The sequence below is a fragment of the Streptomyces sp. bgisy159 genome, assembly GCF_965341775.1.
Classification (GTDB): domain Bacteria; phylum Actinomycetota; class Actinomycetes; order Streptomycetales; family Streptomycetaceae; genus Streptomyces.
Genome location: NZ_CBDQZH010000003.1, coordinates 206,520 through 219,382 on the forward strand (window position 1 = coordinate 206,520; position 12,863 = coordinate 219,382).

Genomic DNA, 12,863 nt, shown 5'->3' on the forward strand with positions numbered 1-12,863 from the left:
GTCCCCGGCCACTCCAATGCCTCCTGCAGCCATTCGCAGGGGAGGACCGGAATGACACCCGCAGCCCGCCAGTCCCAGCACGCCCCGGAAGTCAGCGCCGCAGCCCGGCAGTCCCAGCACGCCCCCGAACTCCGCGCCGCCGCCCGCCACCTGAACCGGCGCCGCTTCCTCACCGTCACCGGCGCGGCCGCCGCCCTCGCCTTCGCGGTCGGCCTGCCCACCGCCGGCACCGCGGCCGCCGCGGAACTCGACGCGGCCCGCATCCCCGCCGACCCCTTCACCCTCGGGGTCGCGTCCGGCGACCCCCGGCCCGGCGCCGTCCTGCTGTGGACCCGCCTCGCGCCCGCCCCCCACCAGCCCGACGGCGGGCTGCCCGCCTCCCGCGTGACCGTCCGCTGGGAACTCGCCCACGACGAGCACTTCCGCCGCGTCGCCCGGCGCGGCTCCACCGTCGCCCACCCGGAGTTCAACCACGCCGTGCACGTCGACGTCGACCACCTCGACGAGGACCGCGTCTACTACTACCGCTTCCGGGCCGGCACCTGGATCAGCCCCACCGGCCGCACCCGCACCGCCCCCGGCCCCGGCGCCCGGCCCGCCGCCCTCACCCTCGGCATGGTCTCCTGCCAGCGCTACGACCAGGGCTACTTCACCGCGTACCGCCACCTCGCGCAGGACGACGTGGACGTCGTCTTCCACCTCGGCGACTACCTCTACGAGTACGCGGTCAGCGACGTCGCCGGCGCCCGCGCCTACCCGGCCGGCACCGTGCCCGACGTCTACCGCCACGAGATGGTCACCCTCGACGACTACCGGCTCAAGTACGGCCTGTACAAGTCGGACCCCGACCTGATCGCCGCGCACGCCGCCCACCCCTTCGTCGTCACCTACGACGACCACGAGACCGAGAACAACTACGCCGGCGACATCCCCGAGAACTCCGTCCCCCCGGAGGAGTTCCTGCTGCGCCGCGCCGCCGCCTACCGCGCCTACTGGGAGAACATGCCGCTGCGCCGCCCCCAGCGGCCCGACGGCCCCGACCTCACCCTGTACCGCCGGCTGCACTGGGGCCGGCTCGCCCAGTTCGACGTCCTCGACACCCGCCAGTACCGCTCCGACCAGGCCTACGGCGACGGCTGGCGGTACCCCGGACCGGAGTCCGAGGACCCGGCCCGCACCCTCACCGGCGCCGCCCAGGAACGGTGGCTCATCGACGGCTGGCGCCGCTCGCGCGCACGCTGGAACGTGGTCCCGCAGCAGGTCACCTTCTCCCGCCGGCACAACTCCACCACCCTGCCGTCCAAGCTCTCCATGGACTCCTGGGACGGCTACCCGGCCTCCCGCGAGCGGGTCCTCGCGGGCGCGGAGGCGGCCGGCGTCGAGAACCTCATGGTCCTCACCGGCGACGTCCACGTGCACTACGGCTTCGACATCAAGCGGGACTTCGACGACCCCGGCTCGCGCACCGTCGGCACGGAGATCGTCACCACCTCCGTCTCCAGCGGCGGCAACGGCTCCGAGCACCCGTCCAACTGGGCCACCTATCTGGCGGCCAACCCGCACCTGAGGTTCTACGACGGGCGGCGCGGCTACGCCACCGTCCGGCTCGGCCACGACCTGGCCCGCGCCGACTTCAAGACCATGCCGTACGTCACCACCCCGGGCGCGCCCCTCACCACGGCCGCGTCCTTCGTCACCGAGGCCGGCGACCCGGGACTGAAGCCCGCCTAGTCGTGCTGACCGGACAGGTGCCCGGGGCTCTCACGACCGGCCCCGGGCGTCTCCGGCGGGCGGCGGCCAGTCGTCCCCCCACTCGGCGTCCCGGGCCGCCTTGTACAGGTCGCCGTGACGCTTGGTCACCGTGGTCCGGCGCAGCCGCTCCTCGGCCTCGCACAGGTCGAGGAGCACCTGGCCCTTGCGGATCTGCGGCCGCCGTACGATCCGCGCGGGCGCCGGGGCGACGGGGGCGCCGGCATCCGGGGACACGGCGGCGACGTAGCTGAACTTCTCGTCCTCGTACGCCAGTGAGCCGCCCTTGACCTGCCGGTGCAGCGAGGAGCGGCTCACCCGCGCCGAGAAGTGGCACCAGTCGGTGCCGGGCTCGATCGGGCAGGCCGCGCTGTGCGGGCAGGGAGCGGCGACGCGGAAACCGGCGGCCACCAGCCGGTCCCGGGCCCCGATCAGCCGGGCGTAGCCGTCCGGCGTCCCCGGTTCCACGATCACGACGGCCCGCGCGGCGGCGGCCACGGCGTCCACGAGGGCGCCGCGGTCCGGGGCGGTCAGTTCGTTGAGGACGTACGAGACGGTGGCGAGGTCGGTCGCCGGGAGCGTGAGGGCGGAGCCGATGCGGGCCCGCTCCCAGCGCACGTTCGCGAGGCCGGGCCGGTCGCCGGCCAGTTCCCGGCCCAGGGTCAGCGCGGGCTCCGCCCAGTCCAGGACGGTCACGGGACGCTCACCGGGCCAGGTCGCGGCCGCCGCCCAGGTCGCGGCGCCGGTGCCGCCGCCGACGTCGACGTGGCTGCCCGGGGTCCATCCCGGTACCGCCCGCGCGAACGTGTCCAGCGCGGACCGCACCGCCTCGAACGTGGCGGGCATCCGGTACGCGGCGTAGGCGGCGACGTCGGCGCGGTCGCGCAGGATCGGGGCGGCGGTCGGGGTGGCCCCCCGGTAGCTGGCGATGAGGCGGTCCACCGCCTGCGCGGCCTGCCGGGGCGGAATGCCGTCGAGCAGACGATCGAGCGCGGCGCGCAGGCTCTCGGCCGGGGACAGGGGGAGGTTCACCCGCCGATTCTATTTCGCCCCCGGCCCTGTGCTCCCGCCCCTCCGGCCGGCCGCGGGGGAGACGGGCGGCCGGAGGACGCGGAGAGGCACGTGACCCGGGCCACGGCCCCGGGCGGCCAGGCAGCCGGCGCCCCGTCGGCCGGCTCACGGCCTCCTCCCCCCCTGCGGCCGGGCGGAGGACGGGCCACGAGACCCCAGCCACCTCGCCCGGCACGCGCCCCCCGCCCACGCCCCTGGGCTGAGCAGGCCGGGGCAAGTAGGCGTGGGGCGGGGCGGAGGGCGGTCATGAGCCCTCGGCCGCCTCGCCCGGCCCGCGGCCCTCGCCTACGGCCCTGGGATGAGCAGGCCGGGGCAAGTAGGCGTGGGGCCGGGCGGAGGACGGGCCACGAGACCCCGGCCGCCTCGCCCGGCGCACGCCCCCCACGACCCCAGCCCGCGGCCCCGGGCCGAGCAGGCCGGGTCAAGTCGGCCGTACCGCCCGGGCCAGGCGGGTCGCCGCGTCGCGGCGCGGTGTGCTGTCCGGGGGGCGGCGGCGGGGGTGGACCGTGTTGGCGAGGAGGATCAGGAACGTGCCGGTCGCCGGGTCGAGCACCAGTGAGGTGCCGGTGAAGCCGGTGTGGCCGGCCGCCCCGTGCCCCGCCAGCTCGCCCATGAACCACGGCTGGTCCACCGCGAAGCCCAGCCCCGGCGCCGCCAGCAGCAGCTCCACGAAGTCGGACCCGAGGATCCGTGCGGGACCGTAGGCGCCGCCCGCGAGCAGCGCCCGGCAGAAGACCGCCAGGTCGCTCCCGGTCGAGAAGAGCCCCGCGTGTCCGGCCACACCGCCCAGCGCCCACGCGTTCTCGTCGTGCACCACGCCCCGCAGCATCCCCCGGTCGGCCTTCGCCCAGGGCCGCCGCTGGTCCTCCGTCGCCGCCGCCCCCGGGCAGGGCCCGAAGCCGGTCGAGTCCATGCCCAGCGGGCGGGTGATCCCGGTGTGGAACAGGACGTCCAGCGTGCGGCCCGTCAGCCGCTCCAGCAGCCGCTGCAACAGCAGCATGTTCACGTCGGAGTAGAGGTGGCGCTCGCCGGGCGCCGCCACCGGCCCCCGGTCCCGCAGCAGCGCCAGCCGTTCCGCGTTGTCCGCGCAGTCGTACAGCGGCAGTTCGGCGGGCAGCCCGGAGGTGTGGGTGAGCAGGTGCCGCACGGTCACCCCGTGCTCGGCGGCCCCCCGGAACTCCGGCAGGTAGGCACCCACCCGCGCGTCCATCCCCAGCGTCCCCCGCTCGATCTGCTGCACCGCCGCCACCGACGTGAACAGCTTCGTCAACGACGCCAGGTCGAACGGGGTGTCCACGGTCATCGGCACCCGCTCGGCCGGCGGCAGCTCGACGCCGCGGTCGGTCTCCGGGTCGTAGCCCGCGTACCGGACCGCCCAGCCCGCCGCCTCCCGCACCGCGATCACCGGACCGCGCCCGGCGACGACGACCGTGCCCGCCGCCCACGGGCGCTCACCGGCCGTCAGCCCGCGCACGCCACGGGCGAGCAGAGCCATCTGTTCGGGGTCGAGGCCCGCCCTCTCCGGGGCGTCGACCCGCAGTCTCGGCACGCTCAGCTGTCCGCTCCTTCCACCACGTCCTCGGAGGCCCGCCAGGGACGGCACAGGCCCGCGAAGCAGGCCACCGCCACGAGAGCCGATGCCAGCTGCACCACCGCCATGGGGACGGCGGTGTGTTCTCCGGCCACGCCGACGAGCGGCGAGGCGACGGCCCCGACGAGGAAAGACGACGTGCCGAGCAGCGCGGACGCCGACCCGGCGGAGTGCCGGGTGCGCATCAGGGCGAGCGTCTGGGCGTTGGGCAGCGCCAGCCCCATCGCCGACATCAGTACGAACAGGGCGCCGGCCACCGGGGCCAGCCCCACCTCGCCGAACACCCCCGTCGACATCAGCAGCAGCGCCGCGGCCGCGGTCACGATCACCGCGAGCCCGGCCGCCAGCACCCGGTCCAGCCGGACCCGGCCCACCAGCAGCTTGCCGTTGACCTGGCCGGCCACCACCAGCCCGATCGAGTTCAGCCCGAACAGCAGGCTGAACGTCTGCGGCGAGGCACCGTAGATCTCCTGGATCACGAACGGCGACGCGGCGATGTACGCGAACAGCGCGGCGAAGGTGAACCCGCCGGTCAGCATGTACCCGGTGAACGGCAGGTCGGCCAGCAGCCCGCGCATCGAGCGCAGCGCGGCGCCGACCCCGCCGGAGTGCCGCTCGGCGGGCTCCAGCGTCTCCGGGAGGCGGGCCCACACCAGGGCGGTCAGCGCCACGCCGACCACCGCCAGCACCGCGAACACGCCCCGCCAGTCCGTCACCCGCAGGATCTGCCCGCCGATCAGCGGCGCCACGATCGGGGCCATCCCGGAGATCAGCATCAGCGTGGAGAAGAAGCGCGCCATCGCCACACCGTCGTACAGGTCGCGGACCACGGCCCGCGCGATGACGATGCCCGCCGCGCCCGCGAGGCCCTGCGCCAGCCGGAAGGCGACCAGCAGCTGCACGTTCGGGGCGACCGCGCACAGCACGGTCGCCACGACGTACACCGCGAGGCCGGCCAGCAGCGGGCGCCGCCGGCCCCACCGGTCGCTCATCGGTCCGACCACCAGCTGGCCCAGCGCCATCCCCGCCAGGCAGGCGGTCAGCGTGAGCTGCACGGTCGCGGCGGGCGCGTGCAGGCTGCGGGTGACCTCCGGCAGCGCCGGGAGGTACATGTCCATGGACAGCGGGGGAGTGGCGGTCAGCCCGCCGAGGATCAGCGTCACCAGCAGCCCGGTGCGCCGCCCCGCGCGCGCCGCGACCGCTGCCGGGGGCGTGTTCGGTATGGATTCCGTGGATTGCGACGTCGGTGGCCCGCCTGCGGCCATGTATCCCTCCCTCTTCGACACGTGCGGCACCTATGCTCTCAGCTCGTACAACTTCGTACTGACTGCCGGACGGACGCGAGGGGCGGGCTGGGGATGACGACGGACACGGTGCGGTGGGGCGTTCTGGCGACGGGCGGGATAGCCGCCGCGTTCACCGCCGACCTCATCGACCTGCCGGACGCGGAGGTCGTGGCGGTGGCGTCGCGCACCGAGGCCGGCGCGCGGGCGTTCGCCGAGCGGTTCGGCATCCCGCGCGCCTACGGCGACTGGGCTGCGCTCGCCAAGGACGACGACATCGATGTCGTCTACGTGGCCACCCCGCACGCCGCGCACCGCACCGCCGCCGGGATGTGCCTGGAGGCCGGGCGGGGCGTGCTGTGCGAGAAGCCGTTCACGCTGAACCTGCGCGAGGCCGAGGAACTCGTCGCGCTGGCCCGGCGCGAGGGGCGCTTCCTGATGGAGGCGATGTGGATGTACTGCAACCCGCTGATCCGGCGGCTCGCGGACCTGGTCGCCGACGGCGCGATCGGCGACGTGCGGACCGTGCAGGCCGACTTCGGGCTGGAGGGGCCCTTCCCGCCCTCGCACCGGCTGCGCGATCCCGATCAGGGCGGCGGCGCGCTGCTCGACCTCGGGGTGTACCCCGTCTCCTTCGCCCACCTCCTGCTCGGCGAGCCGGACGGGATCGCCGCGCGGGCGGTGCTCTCCGAGGAGGGCGTCGACCTGCAGACCGGCGCGGTGCTGTCCTGGGACTCGGGGGCGCTGGCCGCGCTGCACTGCTCCATCGACGGCGGCACGGGGACGACCGCGTCGGTCACCGGGTCACGGGGGCGGATCGACCTCCCGGCGGGCTTCTTCCACCCCGAGCGGTTCGTGCTGCACCGGGCCGGTCGGGAGCCGGAGGAGTTCCTGGCCGACCCCGCGGACGGGCCGCGCACGACGTTCCGGCACGAGGCGCGCGAGGTCATGCGGGCCGTGCGGGCCGGGCAGAGCGAGTCGCCCGTCGTACCGCTGGAGGGGACGCTCGCGGTGATGCGCACGCTCGACGCGGTGCGGTCCTCGATCGGGGTCCGCTACCCCGGGGAGCGTCTCTAGGTCCCGCCGGGGTGCGGGTGGCCGGCCTCGGTTCCCGCGCCCCTCATGCCGGCCCGCACGTTGCGAGACGCGACGTCTCGCCGCATTGGTACCGTACGGCCATGGCCGAAACCCCTGACAAACCGCTGCCCGACGCCTCCCGCCGCAGCGCGAGGTCCCGCCGGGCCATCTACGACGCCGCCCTCGCCCTCGTCGGGGAGATCGGGTACCGGCGGACCACCATCGAGGGGATCGCGGCGCGCGCCGGGGTCGGCAAGCAGACCATCTACCGGTGGTGGCCGTCGAAGGCGGAGGTGCTGCTGGAGGCCTTCCTCGACCGGGACGGGCAGGGCGAGGCCGCCGCGCCGCGGTCGTACGCCATCCCGGACACCGGCGATCTGGCGGCCGACCTCAAGGCGGTGCTGCGCGCCACCGTGGACGAACTGCTGGACCCCCGCTTCGACGTCCCGTACCGCGCGCTGGCCGCCGAGGGCCTGATCGACGAGGGGCTGGGCCGGGAGTTCGTGGCCCAGCTGCTGGAACCCTCCCTCCAGCTGTACGTCGACCGGCTGCGCGCCGCCGAGGCGGCGGGCCAGGTACGGGCCGGACTCGACCCGCGCATCGCCCTGGAGCTCTTCGTCTCACCGCTCGCCCAGCGCTGGCTGCAGCGCACCGGTGAGCTCTCCCACGCCTACACGGACGTCCTCGTCGACTACGCCCTGTACGGGCTGGTGCCCCGGTGAGTGTCCGAATTGAGGGCACCGGCCCCCCGATGCGCATGATGGTGGGACCATGAGGCATGCTGTCCGCACGACAGCGAGACGAGGGGACAGATGAGCGCCGAGTTCCAGGGCCTGACCAGCCTGCGGGGCAAGCTCTCCCGGTGGCTGCGCGGCAGCGCTCCCGAGGAGGCCGCCGACGACGGCGGCCGTGAGGCCCTGCTGCTGGCCGCCGCCGCGGCCGGGCTGCCGCTGGCCCCCGCCGCCCACCCCGCCCCCGGCTACGGCTGCTCGTGCGACCGCGTGGGCTGCCCCACCCCCGCCCGGCACCCGGTCTCGTTCGCCTGGCAGACCCAGTCCACCACCGACCGCGCCCAGGTCGAGCGCTGGGCCCGGCACCAGCCGCAGGCCAACTTCATCACCGCGACCGGCATGACCCACGACGTCCTCGACGTCCCCCTGGAGGCCGGCCGCGAGGCGCTGGACCGGCTGCTGGCCGCCGGTGTCGACGTCGGCCCGGTCGCGGCGAGCGACGACGGCCGGATGTCCTTCTTCACCCTCACCCGGGGCACCCCCGAGGACGAGGACGAGTGGTGGCCCTGCGAGCTGGACTGCCACCCCGAGACCATGGACGAGCACCCCGGGCTGCGCTGGCACTGCCGGGGCTCCTACGTCCTGGTCCCCCCGGCCCGCCTCCCCGGCGACGACGGCCGGTCGGTCCACTGGGTGCGCGGCCCGGAGAACCCCCTGCCGGACCCCCTGACCCTCCTGGAGGCCCTCACCGACGCCTGCGCGAAACACGCCGGCGCGCACGAGGACCACCCGACGGGCGGTTGGCCCCTACGGCACTGAGGGCTCCTCGCCTGCGCGGGGATCGATCCGCGCGACAGGCTCCCGCGGGCCCGCCCCCGGGCCCCTCACTCGCCCTTGCCCGAGGTCAGCCCCTCGATCCGGCCCAGCACCGACACCTTCTTGCCCTTCACCGGGTCGACGACCACCGTGTTCGCGACGAACTCCATCGTCAGCGACTGCTTGATCTCCCCGGTGGTCAGCGCCCGCACGTTGGCGTTCGGCGTGGGCACCGCCGCCCCCTGGGCCGCGGTCTGCTTCATGAAGTGCCGGCTGCTGAAGAACACCGCGGCCCCGCCGTCGATGGTGCGCAGCGCGAGCGGCGCGTAGTCGCCGTCGACGAGTGGCTGGTCGATGTACTGCGTGACCAGGCCGGGCTTCTCCGCGTTCTTGGCCCGCCGCTCGCGCAGCGCGCCGGTGAACGTGCCGTCGGCGTATCCGTCGCCGCCCTGCCGCAGGTACGCCGTGTAGTGGTCGCTCAGCTCACCGGGCGGCACGGCCAGTTCGGCGGCGTCGGCGGCGACGGCCTCGCCCCACCCGTCCGCGTTCTCGGCGAACCGGGGTACCTCGTCGGGCGCCACCAGCATCAGATACGCCGCCTTCCACGGCTCGGAGACGTCGTTGCGCAGGAACACCATCAGCCAGCGCGACGCGCCGCCCTTGTTGGCCGCGGCGTCCACGACGAACCAGCGCGGCCAGCCCGCCTTCTGCGGGATGGTGTACTTCACGTCCGACAGCACCAGGTCGGTGTGTTTCGGGTTGCCGTCGGGGTTGTTGACGCGCCCGGCCCGCAGCCGGGCGGCGTCGATCGCGCCGAGCGGACCGGTGGTGTACTCGGCGTCCAGGGAGGCGTCGTACGCCGCGTCGGCCTTGTTGTAGGCGTCGGTGAACTGCTCGACCGCCTTCTCGGCCTCGGCGGGCGTCGCGGTGGGGATGACCTCGCGCTCCCCGTGGACCACCACGCACCCGCTCGCCGCGAGGGCGACGACGGCGAGTGACGCCGTCAGGAGGGCGCCGCGCGCCCCCCGTCGGAACCCGCTCCGGTCATGAGCGCGGAGCCGTGGACGGCCGGTCATCCTTGGACTGCGTCGACTGGTCATCCGGTGTCTTCACCTTCCCCTTCCCGGAGGCGAACCCTACCGGGGCGAGGAACAGCGCGAGCGTCGGGACCAGGTACAGCAGCCACACCGTGACCTGGAGCACGGTCGGGTCGGCCTGGAAGTTGAACACGCCCTTCAGCAGGGTCCCGTACCAGCTGTCCGGCGGGATGGCGCCGGTGATGTCGAAGGCCCGGTTCGTCAGGCCCGGCAGGATGTCGGCCTCCTGCAAGTCGTGGAAGCCGTACGCCAGCACGCCCGCCGCGACCACGACGAGCATGCCGCCGGTCCAGGTGAAGAACTTGGCGAGGTTGATGCGCAGCGCCCCGCGGTAGAACAGCCAGCCGAGGAACACCGCGGTGGCCAGGCCCAGGCCCGCCCCGATCAGCGGGCGGGGCGTGCCGTCGCCGGCCGCGTGCACGGACGTCCACACGAACAGCGAGGTCTCCAGACCCTCCCGGCCGACGGCGAGGAAGGCGGTGGCGACCAGGGCGCCGGTGCCGAGCCGCAGCGCCGCGTCGAGCTTGCCGTGGAGTTCGGCCTTCAGGTGCCGGGCGGTGCGCCGCATCCAGAAGACCATCCAGGTGACCAGGCCGACCGCGATGATCGACAGGGAGCCGCCGAGCGTCTCCTGCGCCTTGAACGTCAGCTCCTGCGAGCCGAATTCGAGGGCGCAGCCGAAGGCGAGGGCGATGGCCACGGCGACGCCGATGCCGGCCCAGACCGGCTTCAGCGCGTCGCGGCGGCCCGTCTTCACCAGGTAGGCGATGAGGATGCAGACGACGAGGCTGGCCTCCAGGCCCTCCCGCAGTCCGATCAGGTAGTTGGAGAACACCGGCTCACGCCTCCTCGGCGAACAGCGACCGGCCCCACCAGTCGTCCTTGTCGCGGACCCCGGGCGGGACCGCGAAGACCGCCGAACCCACGTGCTGGATGTACTCGTTCAGTGCGTCGGTGGCGAGGTTGCGCTGGATCCGGACGAACCCCTCGCGCACGTCCCGCTGGTAGGCGAGGAAGAACAGCCCCGCCTCCAGCCGGCCCAGTCCGTCGGTGCCGTCGGTGAAGGAGTAGCCGCGCCGCAGGATCGTCGAGCCGCCGTTGGAGTCGGGGTGGGCGAGGCGGACGTGCGCGGTCGGCATCATCGCCTTCAGGAACGGCTCGTCGCGCTCCTTCGCCTTGCCGACCGGGGCGCCCTCGCCCTTGTCGCGGCCGAAGATGTCCTCCTGCTCCTGCAGCGGGGTGCGGTCCCAGGTCTCGATGTGCATGCGGATGCGGCGGGCGACCAGGTAGCTGCCGCCGGTCATCCAGTCGGGGCCGTCCTTCTCGCCGACCCACACGAACTTGTCGAGCCGGTCCGTCTCGGTGCCGGAGATGTTGCGGGTGCCGTCCTTGAACCCGAACAGGTTGCGCGGGGTCTGCGCGTCGGGCGTCGTCGAGGACGTCTTGCCGAAGCCCAGCTGGGACCACTTGACGACGACCTTGCCGAAGCCGATCCGGGCCAGGTTGCGGATCGCGTGCACCGCGACCTGCGGGTCGTCCGCGCAGGCCTGCACACACAGGTCGCCGCCGCTGCGCCGCGGGTCGAGGGCGTCGCCGGGGAACTTCGGCAGGTCCACCAGGGCGTCGGGGCGCTGCTTCGCGAGGCCGAACTTCGCGAACAGGGAGGGCCCGAAGCCGATGGTGAGGGTCAGCCGGGACGGCTTGAGGCCCAGGGCCTCGCCGGTGTCGTCCGGCGGCGCCTCCGGCAGTCCGCCGTAGGCGCCCTCACCGACCGCGTCGCCCGCGGTCATCCGGCGCGCCGCCGCCGTCCAGTCCTTCAGCAGCTGGACGAACGCGGCGCGGTCCTCGGTGGTCACGTCGAAAGCGGCGAAGTGCAGCCGGTCCTGCACGGGGGTGGCGATGCCCGCCTGGTGCGCGCCGTGGAAGGCGATCGCGGCACCGGCGTCGGCGCCCGCCGGGTCCACGTCGTCGCCGGTGCGGGCCATGGCGACCGCGCCACCGGCCGCGGCGGCGCCGAGCGCGAGCCCGGCACCGCCCCAGCCGATCAGCGAGCGCCGGGTGGGCGTCTTCGGGGTGCTGTCCGTGTCGGTCATGTCGGTGGCCCTCCGGTTACTTGGTGACGACGGCGGCCGCGAGCTTGGACAGCGGCTCGGCGAGCGCGTTCACCGCGTCGGACAGCTCCTTGCGCTGGGCCTCGGTCACCTTGTCGTACGAGGTGAAGTCGTACGAGGACGTGTCGGGGCGGTACTCGTCCAGCAGCGCGTTCAGCGCGGCGAACTGCTTGTCCAGCTCGGTGACCAGCGCCTTGTCGTTCTCCTGGGCGACCGGCTTGAGCAGTTCGTAGGACTTCTGGGCGCCCTCGACGTTGGCCTTGAAGTCGACCAGGTCGGTGTGCGAGTAGCGCTCCTCCTCACCGGTGACCTTGCCGGTGGCGACCTCGTCGAGCAGTTCCTTGGCGCCGTTGGCCATGGAGGTCGGGGAGATGTCGGCCGTGCCGACGCGCTCCTCCCACTCCTCCAGATCGGTGACCAGCTTGTCGGCGAGCTGCTTCTCCCGGTCGGTGATCTTCTTGTCCTGCCAGAGGGCCTTCTCCAGGCGGTGCCAGCCGGTCCAGTCGGTGGCCGGGTCCTGGCCGTCCTCCAGGCCGTCCTCGCGCACGTCGACCTCGGGGTCGATGTCGCCGAAGGACTCGGCGACCGGCTCGGTGCGCTCCCAGCCGATGCGGGAGGGGGCGTACGCCTTCTTCGCCGCCTCCAGGTCACCGGCCTTGACGGCCTTGGCGAACACCTCGGCCAGCGGGAGCGTCGCCTCGGCCTGCTCCTGTACGTACGCGCGGTACTCGGCGACGGCCTTGTCCAGGCGCGGGTCGCGCTTCGCGGCCGAGCCGCCGGTGACCTTCAGGGACTGGCGGATGCCGTCGCCCTTCATGCCGGGCTTGCAGGCGATCTGGTACTCGCCGGCCTTCACCTCGGCGGTGACCCGCTGCTTGGTGCCGGGCCCGATGTTCTCGCGCTCGGTGACGACCCGGTCGTCCGGGAAGAGCAGGTAGACCTCGGTGACCTTGGAGCCCTTGTTCTCGATGGCGAGTTCGACGTGGCCGGCCGCGATCTCCTTGGCGGAGGTCTCGCACTTGTCGTCGGTGGCGGTGACGTTGATCACGCGGTCGCCGTCGCCGCCGTCGCTCTTCTGCGTGCAGCCCGTGACAGCGGTCAGGGCCGCCGCGGCCGCGGCGGCGGTGACGAAGGACAGTCTGGCGGCGCGCATTCGGGCTCCTGGTCTGGCTTGAAACGTACGTGAGAGAGCTCACAAGGTTCAGTGAGGCTTGCCTAACTTATCTAAGGCATACCTAGGTGATAACCCCGCATGCCGTGATTCCTCTCTCATAGACGGTGTAAGAGCACGATCAGATCACGGAAGAGCAAAGCAGATCCCATGGGGAGGTCAAGGG

General features: G+C 73.7%; 11 protein-coding genes. 4 read left to right on the forward strand and 7 right to left on the reverse strand.

Going from position 1 to position 12,863, the window contains the following annotated elements; translation table 11 throughout:
* The first annotated feature begins 51 nt into the window (after positions 1 to 51).
* Positions 52 to 1,731: an alkaline phosphatase D family protein gene (locus tag ACSLTV_RS04860; RefSeq protein WP_435611682.1), complete on the forward strand. Its 1,680-nt coding sequence runs from the start codon at positions 52 to 54 to the stop codon at positions 1,729 to 1,731.
* Between the two features lie 30 nt (positions 1,732 to 1,761).
* Here the strand turns inward: ACSLTV_RS04860 and ACSLTV_RS04865 are convergent, their stop codons facing one another.
* The 3 genes from ACSLTV_RS04865 to ACSLTV_RS04875 form a co-directional block, all read right to left on the reverse strand.
* Complete coding sequence (locus tag ACSLTV_RS04865; protein ID WP_435611683.1) at positions 1,762 to 2,781, reverse strand: small ribosomal subunit Rsm22 family protein; 1,020 nt, start codon at positions 2,779 to 2,781, stop codon at positions 1,762 to 1,764.
* A 460-nt stretch (positions 2,782 to 3,241) separates the two neighbouring features.
* Complete coding sequence (locus ACSLTV_RS04870) at positions 3,242 to 4,423, reverse strand: serine hydrolase domain-containing protein (RefSeq protein WP_435611684.1); 1,182 nt, start codon at positions 4,421 to 4,423, stop codon at positions 3,242 to 3,244.
* A complete protein-coding gene (locus tag ACSLTV_RS04875) occupies positions 4,372 to 5,676 on the reverse strand; it encodes a multidrug effflux MFS transporter (protein WP_435611685.1) in 1,305 nt (434 codons plus the stop codon). The genes ACSLTV_RS04870 and ACSLTV_RS04875 overlap by 52 nt, the downstream gene beginning before the upstream one ends.
* A gap of 93 nt (positions 5,677 to 5,769) precedes the next feature.
* Here ACSLTV_RS04875 and ACSLTV_RS04880 point away from each other — a divergent pair, with 93 nt between their 5' ends.
* From ACSLTV_RS04880 to ACSLTV_RS04890, 3 genes are all read left to right on the forward strand, one after another.
* Positions 5,770 to 6,771, forward strand: coding sequence for a Gfo/Idh/MocA family protein (locus tag ACSLTV_RS04880; protein WP_432135723.1), 1,002 nt, complete (start codon positions 5,770 to 5,772; stop codon positions 6,769 to 6,771).
* A gap of 101 nt (positions 6,772 to 6,872) precedes the next feature.
* Positions 6,873 to 7,493 carry a TetR/AcrR family transcriptional regulator gene (locus ACSLTV_RS04885; protein ID WP_432135722.1) on the forward strand — a complete coding sequence of 207 codons (621 nt, stop codon included), beginning with the start codon at positions 6,873 to 6,875 and terminating at the stop codon, positions 7,491 to 7,493.
* A gap of 90 nt (positions 7,494 to 7,583) precedes the next feature.
* Positions 7,584 to 8,321: a bifunctional DNA primase/polymerase gene (locus ACSLTV_RS04890; RefSeq protein ID WP_432135721.1), complete on the forward strand. Its 738-nt coding sequence runs from the start codon at positions 7,584 to 7,586 to the stop codon at positions 8,319 to 8,321.
* 65 nt (positions 8,322 to 8,386) lie between these two features.
* Here ACSLTV_RS04890 and ACSLTV_RS04895 read toward each other — a convergent pair whose 3' ends face one another.
* The 4 genes from ACSLTV_RS04895 to efeO are packed head-to-tail and all read right to left on the reverse strand — an operon-like array spanning position 8,387 to position 12,679.
* Complete coding sequence (locus ACSLTV_RS04895; protein WP_432135720.1) at positions 8,387 to 9,394, reverse strand: hypothetical protein; 1,008 nt, start codon at positions 9,392 to 9,394, stop codon at positions 8,387 to 8,389.
* On the reverse strand, positions 9,363 to 10,250 hold the full coding sequence (gene efeU / locus ACSLTV_RS04900; protein ID WP_432135719.1) for an iron uptake transporter permease EfeU: 888 nt from the start codon (positions 10,248 to 10,250) through the stop codon (positions 9,363 to 9,365). Before efeU ends, ACSLTV_RS04895 begins: the two co-directional genes overlap by 32 nt.
* A gap of 4 nt (positions 10,251 to 10,254) precedes the next feature.
* Positions 10,255 to 11,508 (reverse strand): iron uptake transporter deferrochelatase/peroxidase subunit, encoded by a 1,254-nt coding sequence (gene efeB / locus ACSLTV_RS04905; RefSeq protein WP_432155788.1) that lies wholly within the window; start codon positions 11,506 to 11,508, stop codon positions 10,255 to 10,257.
* Positions 11,509 to 11,524: 16 nt separating this feature from the next.
* Positions 11,525 to 12,679, reverse strand: a complete 1,155-nt coding sequence (gene efeO, locus ACSLTV_RS04910; protein WP_435611686.1) for an iron uptake system protein EfeO — start codon at positions 12,677 to 12,679, stop codon at positions 11,525 to 11,527.
* Positions 12,680 to 12,863 lie beyond the last annotated feature (184 nt).